Genomic DNA, 17,305 nt, shown 5'->3' with positions numbered 1-17,305 from the left:
GTGAAGAGTCTGAGTGTCTAAGGGTCTAAGAGGTGAGGTTGGTTGACCCTTAGACCCTCAGACCCTTGGACGCTGCGCGTCAGCGCAGTACAGGAGCGTCGCGTTCCGTGTCGATGCCTAGGTCGGCAATGGCCTGGGCGACGACCTCACCCTTGAGCTTGCCGTCGCGCTGGAGGGCGTAGAGGGTGGCGAGGACGACGTGCTTGGCGTCCACTTCGAAGAAGTCGCGGAGTTCCGCTCGCGCCTCGCTGCGGCCGAAGCCGTCGGTGCCGAGCGTCCAGAGTTTGCGGTCGAGGTGGCCGTTCAGGCCGTCCGCGCCGAGCTTGATGTAGTCGCTGACCGAGATCAGGACGCCGGGGGCGTTCTCGCGGCTCAGCTGCTGCGCGACGTAAGGCACGCGGGGTTCGGCGGTGGGGTGGAGCATGTTGTGGCGCTGGGCGAGCAGGGCGTCCTGGTGGAGTTCCTTGTAGCTCGTGACGCTCCACAGGTCGGCGGCCACGCCGTACTTCTCCAGCATGGTGACGGCTTCCTGCGCGGCGCCCATGGCGGGGCCCCCGGCGAGGATCTGCGCCTGGAGCTTGGGTTTCTTCATGGCGCTTCTCTGTAGGCGGTAGAGGCCGCGGACGATGCCCTCGCGGATCTCCTCGTGGCTGCGGCCGTCGGCCGGCATGGCGGGCTGGACCTCGTTCTCGTTGTCGATGGTGACGTAGTAGAACTCGTCGATGCCGTCCACGTACATGCGCTGGATGCCGCTCTCGATGATCACGGCCAGTTCGTACGCGAAGGCCGGGTCGTAGGTCTTGAGGTTCGGGACGACGTACGCCTGGAGGTGGCTGTTGCCGTCCTGGTGCTGGAGGCCCTCGCCGGCCAGGGTGGTGCGGCCGGCGGTCGCGCCGAGGATGAAGCCGCGGGCGCGCTGGTCGGCGGCGGCCCACACGAGGTCACCGACGCGCTGCATGCCGAACATGGAGTACAGCACGAAGAACGGGATGGTCGGCACGCCGTGGTTGGCGTAAGCGGTGCCCGCCGCGATCCAGGAAGCCATGGCGCCGTCCTCGGTGATGCCCTCTTCGAGCATCTGGCCGTCCACGCTTTCCTTGTAGGCCATCAGCGAGCCGCTGTCGACCGGGGTGTAGGTCTGGCCGCGCGGGGAGTAGATGCCGATGCGGGGCACCAGGGCGTCCATGCCGAAGGTGCGGGCCTCGTCGGGGACGATGGGCACGACCAGCTTGCCGATCTCCTTGTCGCGCAGGAGTTTGCTGATGATCTGCACGGCGGCCATGGTGGTGCTCACCTGGCGTTCGCCGCTGCCCTTGGCGAACTCCTCGTAGAACTCGCCGTTCGGGATGGTGGGGTGCGGGTACTCGACCCGGCGGGCGGGAATCGGCCCGCCGAGGGCCGCGCGGCGTTCCAGGGCGTACTTCACCTCGGGGCTGTCGGGACCGGGGTGGTAGTACTCGAGGTGCTCGACCTGCTCGTCGGTCAGGGGGAGTTCCAGCGTGTCGCGCAGGTCCTTGAGGCTGTGGAAGTCGAGCTTCTTCACCTGGTGGGCGACGTTGCGGGCCTGCGCGCTCTCGCCCAGGCCGTAACCCTTGATGGTCCGCGGGATGATGATGGTGGGGCTGCCCTGGTGCTTCACGGCCGAGGCGTACGCGGCGTAGATCTTGTTGATGTCGTGCCCGCCGCGGTTCAGGAGTTCCAGGTCCGCGTCGCTCCAGCCCTCGATCAGGGCCTTGAGTTCGGGGGTGTTGAAGAACTTCTCGCGCAGTTCCTTCCCGCCGAACGCCGCGTAGCGCTGCGACTCGCCGTCCACGAGCAGCTCAAAGCGCTTGACGATGTGGCCGTTGTAGTCCCTGGAAAGCAGTTCGTCCCACTTGCTGTCCCAGATGACCTTGATGACGTTCCAGCCCGCGCCGCGGAACAGCGCCTCGAACTCCTGGATGACCTTGCTGTTGGCGCGCACCGGGCCGTCGAGGCGCTGGAGGTTGGCGTTCAGCACGAAGATCAGGTTGTCGAGGTTCTCGTACGCGGCAAATCTGATCGCGCCGATGCTCTGCGGCTCGTCCATCTCGCCGTCCCCGAGGAACGCCCAGACCTTCGCGTCTCCCTTGGGTTTCAGGCTGCGGTTTTCGAGGTACTTGATAAAGCGCGCCTGGTAGATCGCCTGGATGGGGCCCAGGCCCATGCTGACGGTCGGGAACTCCCAGTAGTCGGGCATCAGCCAGGGGTGCGGGTAGCTTGAGAGGCCCGCGCCTTCGGGCTGGAGTTCGCGGCGGAAGCGGTTCATGCGGGCCTCGTCGAAGCGGCCCTCCAGGAAGGAGCGGGCGTACACGCCGGGGCTGGCGTGGCCCTGGTAGAAGATCAGGTCGCGGTCCTGCCCGGCGCCGTGGCCGCGGAAGAAGTGGTTGAAGCCCACCTCCAGCAGCTCGGCGGCGCTGGCGTAGGTGCTGAGGTGCCCGCCGATCCCGTCGCTGTTCTTGTTCGCCTTGATGACCATGGCGACGGCGTTCCAGCGGATGATGTTGCGGATCTTGCGTTCGATCTCAGCGTCACCGGGGTACTCGGGCTGCTGGTCGACGTCGATGGTGTTGATGTAGGGGGTGTTCTGCTTGAACGTGATCGGCGCGCCGTGGAAGTACGCGTAGTGGTCGAGTTCCTCGAGCAGTTCCGCCGCGCGGTTGTCCCCGGCGTCCGCGAACACGTACGCCAGCGAGTCCAGCCACTCCTGCGTCTCGACCGCGTTGAGCTGCTGGCGTTCCTGCGCGTTCATGCCGGCGCGCGCGGGCCGGTTCGGCGGGGCCGTGTTCTTGGGAGACTGCGTCATGCTGCCCAGCATAGGCCCCGCCGGTCCCACACTTCCAACAGGGAATTCTCATGGGATTCACCACTGTCACTGGTGGGTGGCGCGCGCTACGCTGCCGATCAGGCATGTCGATCGAACTGCGTCACCTGCGGCACTTCGTGGCCCTGGCCGAGGAGGAACACTTCGGGCGGGCCGCCGAACGCGTGTTCGTCGTCCAGCAGGCCCTCAGCAACTCCATCCGCAACCTGGAAGAGGAGGTGGGCGTGCCGCTGGTGCTGCGCACCACCCGCCGCGTGCAGCTCACCCCCGCCGGGCAGGAATTCCTGATTGGCGCGCGCGAGACGCTCGCCCTGGCCGGACAGACCGTCGAGCGCGCCCGCCGCGCCGCGCGGGGCGAGGTGGGCCGCCTGAGCGTGGGCTTCGTCAGCGGCCTCGCCTTCGGCGGCCTGCCGGAGATCGTGCGGCGCTTCCGGGAGCTGTACCCGAACGTCAGCGTGGACCTGCGCGAACTCACCGCGCAGGAGCAGGAGGCCGCGCTGCGCGGCGGGCAGGTGGGCATCGGCCTGATGCTGCTGCCCGTGCGCGACCCCAGCCTCGACTCGCGCGCCCTGTGGCGCCAGCCGCTGGTGGCCGCGCTGCCCGCCGCGCACCCCCTGGCCCGCAAACGCCGGCTGAAGATCAGCGACCTGCGGGCCGAGCCCTTCGTGTTCTTCCCCCGGCAGATCCGCGCCACGTACTTCGATCAGGTCATGCGCTGGTGCGCCGGCGCTGGATTTACCCCCCACGTCGTGCAGGAGGCCATCGAGGTGCCCACCCTGCTGTCCCTGGTCGCGGCGGGCGTCGGCGTGTTCCTGCCCATCGAGTTCTTCAGCCGCCTGTCGCTGCCCGGCGTCGCCTACCGCCCCATCGAGGACGCCCCCACCGTGGACATCGTGGCCGTGTGGCGGCGCGGTGACGGCCGCAACCCCATCATCCGCGCGTTCCTGACCGTCGCGGAAGAAGTGCTGCGCGCCGAACCCGACCGCACCTGACCCTCAGACGGGCCCCACCGACCGCCCCGTGTCCGGCAGGCCCCGCAGCACCCCCAGGAGCACGACAGTGCCGATCACGGACAGCACCGCGCCCATCAGGAAGGCCGCGCCGGGAAAGCCCGCGCCCGACCCGGCGGCGTACACGCTGGTCGCCACGATGGGGCCCACCACGCCCACGAGGCTGTTCAGGCTGGTGATGGCGCCCTGCACGCGGCCCTGCTCGGTCTCCCCGACCTGACGGGAGATCAGGCCCTGGATGGCGGGGTTCGCGAGGCCGCCCAGCGCGCCCACCACCAGGGACGCGTACAGTAGCGGGCCGCTGCGGGCCACGCTGAGCACCAGGAATTCCAGGACGCTGCTGACCAGACCGGTCATGATGGTGCGCCGCTCGCCGAACCGCGCGATGAACGGCCCGATCAGGCCGCCCTGCACGGCGGCGGTCAACACCCCAAAGAACGCCAGCGCCACGCCGTTCTGCGACGGACTCCAGGACAGGACGCGTTCGGTGTACAGCACCCACGTACTGAAGATCACCTGCCCCGCCAGGCCCAGCAGCACGAACGTCAGCGTCAGGCTGCGCAGGATCGGGTACTGCGCCAGCGCCGCCAGGGGCTTGAGGGGGTTCAGGTCGCCCCGGCGCAGGTCACGGGTGCGGGCCGAGGGCGGCAGTGACTCGGGCAGCACGAACAGACCGTACAGGACGTTCAGGCCGGTCAGGCCCGCCGCGACCAGGAACGGCACGCGCAGCCCGTACTCGCCCAGCAGACCGCCCAACGCGGGCCCCAGAATGAAGCCCACTCCGAAGGTCGCGCCCAGCAGCCCGAAGTTCTTCGCGCGGGTCTCGGGCGGCGTGACGTCCGCGATGTACGCATTCGCGACCGTCAGGCTCGCCCCGGTGATCCCGGCCAGGACGCGCCCCGCGAGCAGCCACCACAGGTTCGGTGCGAACGCCAGCAGCAGGTAATCCAGGCCCAGGCCCGTCAGGGACAGCAGCAGCACCGGCCGCCGCCCGTACCGGTCACTCAGGCGGCCCAGGATCGGCGCGAACACGAACTGCATCACCGCGTACGCGGCCGTCAGCCAGCCGATCGTGCGTGCGCCCGCCACCTCCGACCCGGCCAGTTCCTTCACCAGTCCCGGCAGCACCGGAACGATCAGCCCGATCCCCACGATGTCGATCAGGGCGGTCAGCAGGATGAAGATCAGGGCGGCAGGGCGAGCGCGCATGACGGGCAGTGTAGGGGCTCAGGCGACCGGAGACTGCCGGAACAGGGCCAGCTGCGTGATGGGCCCGTACTCGGGGTGCACGTCGCCCAGGTCCTGGAAGGTCACGGTGTACCCGTACTGCTCGGCGGCCGCCTGAGCCCAGGCCTGGAACTCGGCGCGGGTCCATTCGAAGCGGTGGTCCGCGTGCCGCAGGGCGCGAGCTTCCTCGAAGGTGGCGTTGTACTCGCGGTTGGGCGTGGTGACGATCAGCGTGCCGGGGCGCGCGTGCCCCAGCACATTGTCGGTCAGGGCGGTCAGGCGGTGCGGTTCCAGGTGCTCGATCACCTCGACCAGGGCTGCCGCGTCAAAGCCCCTGAGGCGGGAGTCCGGGTAGGCGAGACTGCCGTGCAGAAGCGTCACGCGGTCCCGCAGTTCGGGGCGTTCATCCAGTTTCAGACGCTCGGCGGCGATCTCCAGGTTGCGGGCGCTGAGGTCCACCCCGACCAGTTCGCGGAACTGCGGCGAGCGCAGCAGGCGGCGCAGGAGTTTGCCCTCGCCGCAGCCGAGGTCCAGCACGCGCCGCGCTCCGGTCTGTTCCAGCAGTGCCGCCACGGCGTCCAGTCGTGCGTCGTGCACGCGGGGCGGCAGGATGACCGGCGTGTCCGTTGAGGACTCAGCGTCGGAAGCGTCCTGCGGGTCGGTCTGCTGGTCAGTCAGTCGGGCCTGAGCCTGCGCCACCAGTCCCCGGAACCGCAGGTACCGCGCCGCGATCAGGTCCCGTTCCGGGTGGGTGTCCAGCCAGTCCTGCCCGTGCCGGAGCAGCTTGTCCACCTCGGCCTCACCGACGTAGTAGTGCTTCTTGCCGTCCAGAACGGGCAGCAGCACGTACAGGTGCCGCAGGGCGTCCGCGACCCGCACCGTGCCGCGCAGCGTCAGTGTGACGTACGGCCGCTCGCCCCACTCGGGGTACAGGGCGTCCAGGGGAATGGCCTGCACCCCGACCTCGTACCCCAATGGGCCGAACAGCCGCTCTGGCAGGTCTGTCTGCGCACGCGCGGCCACGCACGGCAGGGTCAGGATGAGGGGCAGGGGCGCAGCAGCCAGTTCAGGGCGATCACGGCTCTGGCCGGTCATGGCGGTGCCGAACGCGTCGCGCAGCGCCACCGACAGGAAGCTCCCGGACGCGTAGGGGCGGTCGTTCACGTAGGGTTCGAGCGTGCCGGCCTCGCCGCCCGCGGGGGCACGGGACAGCGCGACCGGGTCCACCTCAACGAGCAGCGCGGCGGTGGTGCGCTCCGGGGTGGCCTCAGGGTAGAACACCAGGGACTTCCCGAACGGCAGGGGCCGTTCCAGGGTGCGGTCCGGGTGTTTCATGAGTACGAAGCCCAGGTCAGTGGCCGGGCTGTGAGTGGTGGTGATGGTCAGGAGCATGGCTGGCCCTCCAGGCCGCAGGAGAACGGAGTGACAGGCAAAGTCATCACAGCCGCACATCAATCGGATCGCTTTCCAGCGCCAGGACGCCCAGCACGCACTCGTGCACACGGCCTGCGGCGCCCTCCGCGAAGCGGTGCAGGCCCTCCAGGCCCAGGTGGAATTCGCGGGTGGCGCGGGCGCGCTTGGCGTTCAGAGCGCGGGCCTTCAGGCGGGTCAGGTGTTCGGGGCGGGTGTACTCCGGGCCGTAGATGATCCGCAGGTACTCACGCCCCCGGACCTTCACGGCGGGCTGTCCCCGCCGCCCGGCCGGGAGGAAGTCCAAGGGTTTGACAACCATGCCCTCGCCGCCTGCGGCGGTCAGAGTGTCCCACCACGCCGTGGCCTGCGCCTCGTCAGGAGTGCCGAGGGTCACGACGCGGTGCGCGGTCCGCCCGAAGAGGACCGGATCGGCGTCCGCCAGGAGCCCCAGCGTCGTCAGGTGCCACAGGTGGTCCCGGTCGTCATGCACGCGCCCCTGGGAGGCGAGCAGGTGGAAGGGGCGGATCTGCACGTCCTGAGGGCCGGTCACGCGCCTCACGTACGCACGGTATGCGTCGCGGTAGCGGTGCAGGTCCGCGGCGCGCTCCTGCGTGCGCGTCAGCCACTCCCCCACCGTCACGCCGCGCGCCTGAGCCGCCTGAAGGGCCGCCGCAGCGGCCGGGAGCGCCGCGTTCCCGGCGGCCCCTACAGCGGCGTACTGTCCCCTGATGAGCTCCTCGGCCTTCAGGCTCCAGGGCAGGATCTCGGCGTCCAGCAGCAGCCAGTCGGTGTCCAGCGTGTCCCACAGGCCCGCGCGGGTGGCGGCCTCACGGGCGCGGGTCAGGACGTCCGCCTCCCACTCTGGCCGGAAGAACGGGCGGCCCGTGCGGGTGTAGACGCTGCCCTGCCCAACTGCGCCGAAGCGGCGGGCGGCGGCCTCGTCCCGCGTGAGCACCAGTAGGGCCCGGCTGCCCATGTGCTTTTCCTCGCACACGACCTGCGCCGCGCCCTGCGCGCGGAAGTACGCGAAGGCCTCGTCCGGATGCTCCAGATAGTCCGGGCGGGCGCTCGTCTCGACCGGACTCATGGTGGGCGGCAGGTACAGGCACCAGCGGGGGTCCACACCGTACCGGCTGAAGGTCTCGACCGCCGCGGCGCGCTCGCCGGCCCGCAGCATCACGCCACCCACCGAACGGGTTTCGATCCGCCCCGGCTTCAGGAACTCGGCCAGATCGAAAGGCGCGGCGGCGGCCGGGTCCGGCGCCGGCGCGGCATCCAGCGGCCGGGCAGGCACGGCGTACTGGGCGCGTGCCGGGACGCTGCGGAGCTCCATCTCCGGGTATCGCAGGGCGGTCAGCTGACCGCCGAACACGCAGCCGGTGTCCAGGTCGATGGTGCGGTTGACCCACCGCGCCTGCCCGACCGGCGTGTGGCCGTACACCACGTGGGCGGCCCCCTTGTACGTCGCGGCCCAGTCGCGGCGGACCGGTAGGCCCAGTTCGTCGGTGCTGCCGTCCACATCCCCGTACAGCGCGAAGCTGCGGACCCGCCCACTGCTGCGCCCCTGGTACCGTTCGGGCAGACCCGCGTGCGCCACGACCACCCGTCCGTCGTCCAGCACGAGGTGACTGATCAGGCTGCCCAGGAACCGCCGGACGTCCTGACGGAAGTTGGGCCCTGCCGCCCCGATCTGCGCCAGGGTGCCGTCCAGGCCATGCAGGGCCTGCACCTGCTTGCCCTCCAGCGCCCGCTTCAGTTTTTCTTCGTGGTTGCCGGGCACGCACAGGGCCGCGCCGCTGGCGACCATGTTCATTACCAGTCGCAGGACGCCCGCGCTGTCCGGTCCCCGGTCCACCAGATCGCCCACGAACACGGCCGTGCGGCCTTCCGGAGGCGTGACCTGATCTCCGTCCAGTGCGTAGCCCAGATCGGTGAGCAGGTCGCGCAGTTCGGTCAGGCAGCCGTGTACGTCCCCGATGAAATCGAACGGGCCGCGCAGGTCACGGCGGTTCGAGTACAGCGGCACGCGCGTGACCTGGGCAGTCTCCACGTCATCCACCGACCGCAGGGTCCAGACGTGCCGGAACCCCTCGCGGCTCAGGCCGCGCAGGCTGCGGCGCAGATCGGTCTGCTGACGGCCGATCACGGCGCCACTGAAGGGCCGGTCCGGGCGCGCCTCGTGCCGGGCGTCCAGCACGCTGCGCGGCAGGTCCAGCACGATCGCCACGGGCAGCACGTCATGTGCGCGCGCGAGTTCCACGAGACGGCGGCGATCCTCCGCGCGGACAGAGGTCGCGTCCACCACCGTCAGCAGACCACGTTCCAGACGCCGCGCCGCCACGTGATAGAGACTGCTGAACGCGGCCTCGTTGGCGTCCAGCGTGTGTTCACTGCCGCTGACAAGCGCACGGAAATGGTCACTGCTCAGCACCTCGTAAGCACCGAAATGACGTGCAGCGAAAGTCGTTTTGCCGGAGGATGACGCGCCGATCAGCGCGACCAGGGCGAGTTCAGGCAGGGGGATCTGGGTCATGGGGCCTTCTTTCCGGTGCGGGGCACCAGCATTCACTCTATCGGCCGCGTCCGGGGTGGACCTGCGTCAAATGACCTGCCGGGCGGACCCGTACCTCAAGTTCGGATGAGTCATCCGGCTTACCGTGCACTTACGTCCGGGGCGTAAAATACGGAGATTCGTTCGGGCTGCGCCCACTCCACTCTCCCCCACCTGCTTCTGGAGGTTCCATGCTCAAGGTCACGTCCGCGTTCCAGCCCTCCGGGGATCAACCCACCGCCATCCGCTCCCTGGTGGACGGCCTGGATTCCGGCCTGCGCTTCCAGACGCTGCTCGGCGCGACCGGCACCGGCAAGACGTATTCCATGGCGAAGGTCATCGAGGAGACCCAGCGCCCGGCGCTGATCATGGCGCCCAACAAGATCCTGACGGCGCAGCTGGCATCCGAGTTCCGGGAGTTCTTCCCGGACGCGGCGGTGGAGTTCTTCATCAGCTACTACGACTACTACCAGCCCGAGGCGTACGTGCCCGGGAAGGACCTGTTCATCGAGAAGGACGCCAGCATCAATCAGGAGATCGAGCGGCTGCGGCACTCCACGACGCGCAGCCTGCTGACGCGGCGGGACACGATCGTGGTCGCCAGCGTCAGCTGCATCTACGGCCTGGGCGACCCGAAGGAGTACACGGCGCTGAACGCGGTCCTGAAGAAGGGCGGGCAGATGCCGCGTGACGAGCTGCTGGGGCGGCTGGTGAACATGCAGTACGAGCGCAACGACATTGAGCTCATGCCGGGCCGCTTCGCGGTGAAGGGCGAGGTGGTCACGGTGTGGCCCGCGTACGACGAGCAGCCGCTGCGGATTGAGCTGTGGGGCGACGACGTGGAGCGCATCAGCGTGGTGCACCCGCTGACCGGGGACCGGCTGGCGGATCTGGACGCGACCGTGGTGTACCCCGCCAAGCATTACGTCTCCAGCGCGGGGAACATCGAGCGGGCCATCGTGACCATCCAGCAGGAACTCGACGAGCGACTGGAGTACTTCAGGTCGACCGGGAAACTGCTGGAAGCGCAGCGCCTGAAGGAACGCACCCTGTACGACCTGGAGATGCTGAAGGTGCTGGGGTACTGCTCGGGCATCGAGAACTACTCGAGGCACATCGACGGGCGCGCGGCGGGGCACACGCCGTACACCATGCTGGATTACTTCCCGGACGACTTCGTGACGTTCATCGACGAGTCGCACGTGACGGTCCCGCAGATCGGCGGGATGGCGAACGGCGACCGCGCCAGAAAGCAGACGCTGGTGGACTACGGCTTCCGCCTGCCCAGCGCGATGGACAACCGCCCGCTCAACTTCGACGAGTTCATGAGCAAGACCGGGCAGCTCGTGTTCGTCTCCGCCACGCCCGGCCCCTTTGAACGGGAGAACAGCGACGCGGTGGCCGATCAGATCATCCGCCCGACCGGCCTGATCGACCCCCCCGTGGGCATCCGGCCCATCCAGGGACAGATCGAGGATCTGCTGGGCCGCGTCCGGGAACGCAGCGCGAAGGGCGAACGGACGCTCGTCACGACCCTCACGAAGCGGATGTCCGAGGACCTCACCGAGTACCTACTGGAGAAGGGCGTGAAGGCGCGCTACATGCACAGCGACATCGACTCCGTGGAGCGTCAGGTCATCATCCGTGACCTGCGGCTGGGCCACTACGACGTGCTGGTCGGCATCAACCTGCTGCGCGAGGGCCTCGACCTCCCGGAAGTCTCGCTGGTCGCCATCCTCGACGCGGACAAGCCCGGCTTCCTGCGCAGCGAGCGCGCGCTGATCCAGACCATCGGCCGCGCCGCCCGCAACGTGAACGGCGAGGTGATCCTGTACGCCGACACGGTCACGCCCGCCATGCAGTTCGCCATAGACGAGACGCAGCGGCGCCGCGAGAAACAGATGGCGTACAACGAGACCCACGGCATCACCCCCACCACCGTCATCAAGGGCGTGCGCGACGTCATCCGCGGCGAGGAGCAACCCGACGAGATCAGCTCCGCCACCGTCGGCGACGACCGCGACGCCCTCTCCGCGCAGCTCACCGATCTGGAACTCGACATGTGGCAGGCGTCCGAGGACCTGGACTTCGAACGCGCCGCCAGCCTGCGCGACCAGATCCGCGCCATCGAGGCCAAGTTGCAGGGCAAGGAATTCCAGCAGGCCACCGTGCCCGGGCAGAAAGTGCGCCGCAAGGGCCGCCGCTAGAGTGGAGTCCATGCAGCTCAATGATCAGCTTGTTACGGAGTACAGGAGTGAAAGTCAGCGCGCACGCGTCATGACAGAGCACTGGGTTGGCTCCCACATCCCCTGTCCCAGATGTCAGGGCACCCTAACGCCACTGTCCAACAACGCTCGAGGAGCCGATTTCAGCTGTGTTGGCTGTACGCAGCGATTTCAACTCAAGTCCTACCGGGGGAAGTCGAAGAGCAAGCTGATCGGGGCGGAATACAGGACCACACTCAAGACGCATCTCTCAGAGGACGCGCCCGACCTTCTGGTGTTGAGATTTCAGCGTGATCTGACGGTCAATGAGGTTATTCACTATAGGAAAGATCACATCAGCGAACACCACATCCTGCCGCGTAAACCTCTTGGGCCGAATGCCAGACGTGCAGGCTGGCAGGGCTGCATGTTGGATCTCAGCAGCATTCCTGGCACCATGATCTTTCCTCTAATCCACTAACTCTTTCCAATCCTCTCAAAATTAAAGCGGGCCACTCTCCGATCTGATGTGGCCCGCTCTCGTCTGGAACTCTTAGTGCAGGGTGCGTTCGGGTTCGTCCGTCTCGGGTGTCTGCGCGGGCAGGATCAGGTTCGCGACGATGCCGACGAGCGCGGCGAGGGCCATGCCGTGCAGTTCGAGGCTGGTACCCGCGACGCTGATGGGGAACGCGGCGCCGCCCAGGCCCAGCACGAGGATCAGGGACACGATGATGAGGTTGCGGCTGTGCGCGAAGTCGATCCGCGCCTCACTCAGGGTGCGGATGCCGACCGAGGCGATCATGCCGAACAGCAGGATGCTCACGCCGCCCAGCACGCCCTGCGGGAGGCTCTTGAGCACCGCGGCGAGTTTCGGGGAGCAGCCGAACAGGATGGCGAACACGGCGCCGATCTGGAGGACGCGCGGGTCGTACACGCGGGTGAGGGCGAGGACCCCGGTGTTCTCGGCGTAGGTGGTGGCGGCGGGTCCGCCGAGCGCGGCGCTGCTCATGTTCGCCAGGCCGTCGGCGAGGAGGGTGCGGCTCAGGCCGGGCTTCTCGAGGAAGTTCTTCCCGACGACGCGGCCATTCACGATGACGTCCCCGACGTGTTCGATGAACGTGACGACCGCGACGGGCGCGATGATCGCCACGGCCCGCCAGTCCAGGGTGGGCGCGTGGAAATCCGGGAGGCCCAGCAGGGGCGCGGCGGCGATGGCGTTCAGGCCGTCCTGGGTCACCTGCCCGGTCAGCAGGGACACGACGTACCCGGTGACGACGCCGACCAGGATGGGGATCATGCGGAACAGGCCCTTCCCGTAGATGCTGGCGATGACGGCGGCGGCCAGCGTGACGAGGGCCAGCCACCAGTTCGTCTTGGCCTGGTTCACGGCGACGCTGCTGAGGCCCAGGCCGATCACGATGATGACGGGGCCGGTCACGACGGGCGGGAACACCCGCAGCAGGCGACCTACGCCGAGGAGTTTCACGAGGCCGCTGAACAGCAGGTACATGGCCCCGGCGGCGATCAGGCCGCCCCCGGCGGCGGCAGGGCCGAATTCCTTGACGACCAGCGCGGTGGGCGCGATGAACGCGAAGGAACTGCCCAGGAAGATCGGGACCTGTCCGCGCGTGAGCAGGTGGAACAGCAGCGTGGCGACGCCCGCGCCGAACAGCGCGACGCTGGGGGACAGGCCGACCAGGATGGGGACCAGGACGGTCGCGCCGAACATGGCGATCGAGTGTTGCAGGCCCAGCACGATCTGGCGGGCGCTGGGGCGGGTGGGGTTCAGGGTCACGGCGGGGGCCTCCGGAGGGCATGGGTCGGCACCCGCACACGTGGGCGGGTGGGGGCGGCGTTGCTCCGGGGGTTCAGGGTAGCGCACCCACTCCCCTGCGGCTGGGCAGGGGGTCAGCGATGAGGGGGTCAGGGCGCGGGGGTCAGTGTGAGGGTGCACTCCCCCAGCCGCAGTTCGCGGGCGGCCTCTGCCTGCTCCTGCGGGGTGCGGGTCACCGCCAGGACGGCCAGCGCGCGTTCCAGCGCGGCGGGCAGGTCGGTCAGGGGGCCGCTGGCGAGCACGCCGGTCGCGCCGGGCTGGCCCAGGGTGCTCAGGCGCAGCGCGCAGGCGAGACCCAGGCCGCCCTCGCGGGCGTCTTTCAGGTCCAGGGCGATCAGCGTGTCGGCGGTCGCATCGAGCAGCAGGCTGCCCCGGTCGGCGCGGTAGGTGCCGGGCGCAGCGGGGGCGGGAGGCGCAGCAGTGAGGCGCAGGGCCGTGCTGAGCACCTCGCCGTCGAAGGTGGTGGCGCTCAGCGTCCAGGTCTGCCCCGGCTGGACGGACGTGGGGGTCGGGGCGGCGAGGGCCGCGCCGAGCAGCAGGGGCAGCAGGAGGGTCGGGAGGCGCATGACTTCAGCGTAGCGGGTAGGCTGGGGTGCATGAACGCGAAAGGTGACCTGATCGCGCGCGCCCTGAGCCTGGGCCTGGGCGCGCCGGAATTCGAGGTGTCGTCCGACGGTCCGCCCCACCAGCGGACGTTCCACGTGACGGTGCGGATCGGCGGGGAGGCGCTGGGCGAGGGCGGCTCGGGCCGCAGCCGCAAGGACGCCGAGCGGGCGGCGGCGGATTCGGCGCTGCGCGTGCTGGACGGCGAACCGATGGCGGACACCGAGGAGGTGCTCGACGAGGCGCCCACTGGTCGCTGGCCGATCTACGCCGGGGTGCTGGAGGCCGCGCTGGAGACCGCCACGGAGTTCGCCGAGGAGGACGCCACGCTGGACGACGTGCGCCGCGACGCGGGCCGCCTGTACCGCGAGTTGCTGCTTGATCTCGGGCACGGGCCAGACCCGCTGTGAGGGCGGCCCTGTGAGCGGTGCATGGCCGTGGCGGCCCGCCGGGGTGCTGTTCGACATGGACGGCGTCCTGACCGCCAACAACGCCTTTCACCGGCAGGCGTGGCAGGAGGTGGCGCTGGAGGTGCTGGGCCTGAAGCTCTCTGAGGACGACCTGGATCACAAGGTGGACGGGGGCCGCAACCCGGAGATCATCGAGCGCCTGACCGGCGCGTACCCGGACGAGGCGCTGGCTGCCCGCTTTCACGAGGCGAAGGAGGGCCGCTACCGCTCTCTGGCGGAGGGCGCGCTGCGCGAGGTGGTGGGCCTGAGCGCCTACCTGGACGCGCTCGACGGGCGCGGGATTCCCTTCTCGCTGGTCACGAGCGCCGACGCGGTGAACGTGGCGTTCGGGATGGACCAGCTGGGCTTCGGGCCGCGCTTCGCGACGCGGGTGCTGGGCGAGGACGTCACGCGCGGCAAACCTCACCCGGAGCCATTCCTGCTGGGTGCGCAGCGGCTGGGCCTGAATGCCGCCGACTGCCTCGCGCACGAGGACGCCGTGAACGGCGTGCGCAGCGCGGCCGGCGCGGGCTGCCGGGTGGTGGCCCTGACGACCACCGCGCCGGAGTCGGCGCTGCTGGCGGCGGGCGCGGCGCTGGCCGTCCCGGACTTCACGGGCTGGGCGGCGTGGCTGGCCTGAGCGGGCACGCGGCGTGAAGGGCGCGCAGGCCGAGGACCGCGCCGCCGCGTTCCTGACCGGCCTGGGGCGGGTGGTCCTGGCCCGCAACTACCGGATTCCCGGCGGGGAGATCGACGTGATCTCACGCGAGCCGGGCGGGACGCTGGTGTTCACGGAGGTCCGCCAGCGCCGCTCGGCGCGCTTCGGCAGCGCGGCGGAATCCGTCACGCCGCGCAAGCTGGCGCTGATGCAGCGCGCCGCGCTGACCTACCTGACGCGCGAACTGGGCCGCGACGACCTGCCGTGCCGCCTGGAGGTGCTGACCATCGACGGCAGCGCCGGGGGTGGCACGCTGAGCCTGCACGCGGTCGAGTGATACGGACTCTGAAAGCTGCGCAGCAGCGCGAGTGGGAGAGCAACGCCCCTCCGGGCGTGGAGTTGGCAACCCGGCGTTGTTCCGAGTTGCCACCGAAACAGACGGAATCCGTATGAGCCGTCCTGCGCTGCCCGCACGGTAGAATTCCCGGCATGCGCAGTGATTACCTGTCGGCCGCCCGCGCCCTGCAACTGGGGCGGGAGAGTGCCGTGGAGGGCGACCAGGCGCGGGCGCTGCGCCTGTACCGCGAGGCGCTGGACCTGCTGAGCGTCCTGCCGCCCGAGCGGACGCGGGACGTGCTGCTGGCGCACACGCACCTGGCGTTCTTCCAGACGCTGGAACTGCTCGGCGGCCCGGACGGGCAGCGGCACCTGCAACTGGGCGTCAGCTACGCCCGCAGCACCCGCGATCCGCTGGCCCGCGCGATTGCCGAGGAATGCCTGAGCGGCCTCGACGTCGTGCTCTGAGTACAGGAGGAGGCCCCGGCGGGTGCATCCGCCGGGGCCCTTCGCTCACCTCGTCTTACTGACCGGGGAGTTGCAGGGTCGCGGTGGTCTTGCCGGTCTTCTTGTCGTGCGTGCAGGCCATGGGCAGCTGACCCAGGGTCTTCACGTTCGCGCCGTTATGCACGGCGATGGTGGCCGGCGCGGTGAGCGTCCAGCCGCCGCCCTCGACGGTCTGGGTGGCCCTGACGATCTCGGCGGAGGTGGCCTCCAGGCTGGCGTGGATCTCGTCGCCGGCTTTCAGGGGGCTGCTCTGCTCGACCAGCGTCTTCAGGGGGATGGTCTGGCCCATCGCGCCCACCGTGAGCTGCTCGCTGTCGTGCGCGAGTTCCTTGCATTCCTCGATGAAGTGGTACTTGCTGACGCCGTTGGCGACCCGGTCACTGTTGATGGGGTTGTTGCGCACGGCGGTGGCGGTCACGAAGCCCAGGAGGGCCACGGTCAGCAGGATGGCAACCCACAGCAGCGCGCGGCCAGCGCCTCCGTGGCTGGTGGATGTGGTGTGCTTGCTCATGTCACCGCTCAGCATAGCGCCCCGCGCGCTCCCGCGATTGGCGGGCACCCCGCAGTGTGGTTACCGGCCGGGGAACCCGGGGGCCTGCGGGCGTCAGTGCCAGTCGTTGTACCAGTCGTCGAAGTGGGCCTCCACGCCCTGGCGGTCGGTGCGGGCCAGGGCGGCGCTGACCGTCTCGCCGGTCGTGGGGTGCATCAGGTGCGGGTGCAGGTCGCTCAGGGGGGCCAGCACGAACGCCCGGTCCCACGCGCGCGGGTGGGGCAGCAGCAGCTCCGGCGCGTCGCTGGTGAGCTGGCCGTACAGGATCAGGTCGAGGTCGAGGGTGCGCGCCTCCCAGCGTTCGGTGCGGGTGCGCCCGGCGCGGGCCTCGATGTCGTGCAGCCCCGCCAGCAGGTCCGGGGCGCTCAGGGGGGTGTGCAGGCAGGTGGCGGCGTTCAGGTACTCGGGCTGTCCGGCCGGCCCGCCGACGGGCACGGTGCGGTACAGGCGTGACAGGGCCTTCACCTGACCCAGGCTGCGCAGTTCGGTCACGGCCCAGCGCAGGGTGGTCAAGGGGTCGCCCAGGTTGGCGCCCAGCGCGATGAACGCGGCGGTCAGCGGGGCGCTCACAGGTCGGCCCGTCCCAGGGTCAGTTCGGCGTACACGTCGCGGAACACGCCGGGCAGCGGCGCGAAGGGTTTGTGCACGCGCACGGTGACGTGGGTCACCCTGGGCTGGTCGCGCAGGATGCGCCGCGCCACGTGCCCTGCCAGCACCTCGATGAGCTGGTGGCGGGGCACCGTGACCTCCTCCTGGATGGCCGCGTACACGGCCGCGTAGTTCACGGCCTCGTCCAGATCGTCTTTCAGGCCAGAGAAGGGGTAGTGCAGTTCGGCGTCCACCACGAAGCGCGCGCCCAGGACGGCCTCGGTGTCGAACACGCCGTGGCGGGCGTGGAATTCCAGGCCCTGCAGGACGACGCGGCTGTGCGGGGGGGTGGGGGTCGTCATCCCCCGAGTGTAGTGGGTGCGGGTCAGGCCCGGTTCAGTGCCGTCTGCACCCGCAGCGCCTGCACGTGTGCGGCGGCGGCGTGGGCGCGCACGATGGCGGCCCCGCAGCGGGCCGCGTGCAGGTGCAGGGCCAGCGTGCCCGGGTCTCGGTCGGCCGCGTCGGGGACACCG

General features: G+C 69.7%; 17 protein-coding genes (1 of these 17 only partly in view). 7 read left to right on the top strand and 10 right to left on the bottom strand.

The annotated features are described in order from the left end of the window. Positions 1-79: 79 nt before the first annotated feature. Positions 80-2,770: a pyruvate dehydrogenase (acetyl-transferring), homodimeric type gene (gene aceE / locus AUC44_RS02750; protein WP_062159643.1), complete on the bottom strand. Its 2,691-nt coding sequence runs from the start codon at positions 2,768-2,770 to the stop codon at positions 80-82. Between the two features lie 164 nt (positions 2,771-2,934). Between aceE and AUC44_RS02745 the strand changes: the two genes are divergently transcribed. After that, a complete protein-coding gene (locus tag AUC44_RS02745) occupies positions 2,935-3,834 on the top strand; it encodes a LysR substrate-binding domain-containing protein (RefSeq protein WP_062159642.1) in 900 nt (299 codons plus the stop codon). A gap of 3 nt (positions 3,835-3,837) precedes the next feature. Here the strand turns inward: AUC44_RS02745 and AUC44_RS02740 are convergent, their stop codons facing one another. The 3 genes from AUC44_RS02740 to AUC44_RS02730 are packed head-to-tail and all read right to left on the bottom strand — an operon-like array spanning position 3,838 to position 9,025. Then, positions 3,838-5,061: a TCR/Tet family MFS transporter gene (locus tag AUC44_RS02740; protein WP_062157289.1), complete on the bottom strand. Its 1,224-nt coding sequence runs from the start codon at positions 5,059-5,061 to the stop codon at positions 3,838-3,840. A gap of 18 nt (positions 5,062-5,079) precedes the next feature. Then, on the bottom strand, positions 5,080-6,471 hold the full coding sequence (locus AUC44_RS02735) for a 3' terminal RNA ribose 2'-O-methyltransferase Hen1 (protein ID WP_062157288.1): 1,392 nt from the start codon (positions 6,469-6,471) through the stop codon (positions 5,080-5,082). 46 nt (positions 6,472-6,517) lie between these two features. Next, on the bottom strand, positions 6,518-9,025 hold the full coding sequence (locus tag AUC44_RS02730; protein WP_062157287.1) for a polynucleotide kinase-phosphatase: 2,508 nt from the start codon (positions 9,023-9,025) through the stop codon (positions 6,518-6,520). Positions 9,026-9,234: 209 nt separating this feature from the next. Between AUC44_RS02730 and uvrB the strand changes: the two genes are divergently transcribed. Then, entirely contained in the window at positions 9,235-11,250 is a 2,016-nt protein-coding gene (gene uvrB, locus AUC44_RS02725; protein WP_062157286.1) for an excinuclease ABC subunit UvrB, read from the top strand. A 10-nt stretch (positions 11,251-11,260) separates the two neighbouring features. Continuing rightward, the gene (locus AUC44_RS17350) at positions 11,261-11,728 is read left to right on the top strand and encodes a DpnI domain-containing protein (protein WP_082688919.1); all 468 of its coding nucleotides are present in this window, start codon (positions 11,261-11,263) and stop codon (positions 11,726-11,728) included. Between the two features lie 72 nt (positions 11,729-11,800). Here the strand turns inward: AUC44_RS17350 and AUC44_RS02720 are convergent, their stop codons facing one another. After that, on the bottom strand, positions 11,801-13,042 hold the full coding sequence (locus AUC44_RS02720; protein WP_157445143.1) for a uracil-xanthine permease family protein: 1,242 nt from the start codon (positions 13,040-13,042) through the stop codon (positions 11,801-11,803). 128 nt (positions 13,043-13,170) lie between these two features. After that, a complete protein-coding gene (locus AUC44_RS02715; protein ID WP_062157285.1) occupies positions 13,171-13,647 on the bottom strand; it encodes a hypothetical protein in 477 nt (158 codons plus the stop codon). Between the two features lie 30 nt (positions 13,648-13,677). Here AUC44_RS02715 and AUC44_RS02710 point away from each other — a divergent pair, with 30 nt between their 5' ends. From AUC44_RS02710 to AUC44_RS02695, 4 genes are all read left to right on the top strand, one after another. Then, positions 13,678-14,094: a putative dsRNA-binding protein gene (locus AUC44_RS02710; protein WP_062157284.1), complete on the top strand. Its 417-nt coding sequence runs from the start codon at positions 13,678-13,680 to the stop codon at positions 14,092-14,094. A gap of 55 nt (positions 14,095-14,149) precedes the next feature. Further along, positions 14,150-14,773, top strand: coding sequence for an HAD family hydrolase (locus AUC44_RS02705; protein ID WP_197408593.1), 624 nt, complete (start codon positions 14,150-14,152; stop codon positions 14,771-14,773). A gap of 13 nt (positions 14,774-14,786) precedes the next feature. Next, the gene (locus AUC44_RS02700) at positions 14,787-15,128 is read left to right on the top strand and encodes a YraN family protein (protein WP_062157282.1); all 342 of its coding nucleotides are present in this window, start codon (positions 14,787-14,789) and stop codon (positions 15,126-15,128) included. A gap of 152 nt (positions 15,129-15,280) precedes the next feature. After that, a complete protein-coding gene (locus AUC44_RS02695; protein ID WP_046844117.1) occupies positions 15,281-15,595 on the top strand; it encodes a hypothetical protein in 315 nt (104 codons plus the stop codon). A 55-nt stretch (positions 15,596-15,650) separates the two neighbouring features. Here AUC44_RS02695 and AUC44_RS02690 read toward each other — a convergent pair whose 3' ends face one another. From AUC44_RS02690 to folP, 4 genes are all read right to left on the bottom strand, one after another. Next, entirely contained in the window at positions 15,651-16,145 is a 495-nt protein-coding gene (locus AUC44_RS02690) for a hypothetical protein (RefSeq protein WP_231724507.1), read from the bottom strand. A 93-nt stretch (positions 16,146-16,238) separates the two neighbouring features. After that, positions 16,239-16,754 (bottom strand): 2-amino-4-hydroxy-6-hydroxymethyldihydropteridine diphosphokinase, encoded by a 516-nt coding sequence (folK, locus tag AUC44_RS02685; RefSeq protein ID WP_231724506.1) that lies wholly within the window; start codon positions 16,752-16,754, stop codon positions 16,239-16,241. Next, on the bottom strand, positions 16,751-17,134 hold the full coding sequence (gene folB, locus AUC44_RS02680) for a dihydroneopterin aldolase (protein ID WP_062157280.1): 384 nt from the start codon (positions 17,132-17,134) through the stop codon (positions 16,751-16,753). The genes folK and folB overlap by 4 nt, the downstream gene beginning before the upstream one ends. Positions 17,135-17,157: 23 nt before the next feature. Continuing rightward, positions 17,158-17,305, bottom strand: the end of a protein-coding gene (gene folP / locus AUC44_RS02675) for a dihydropteroate synthase (RefSeq protein WP_231724505.1). It continues 713 nt past the right edge of the window; 148 of the gene's 861 nt are visible here — the last part of the coding sequence; its start codon lies off the right edge, out of view; its stop codon occupies positions 17,158-17,160.

Origin of the sequence: Deinococcus actinosclerus (assembly GCF_001507665.1) — a bacterium.
GTDB lineage: Bacteria > Deinococcota > Deinococci > Deinococcales > Deinococcaceae > Deinococcus > Deinococcus actinosclerus.
The sequence above is the reverse complement of the archived record's forward strand: the minus strand, read 5'-3'. Positions and strand labels throughout refer to the sequence as shown.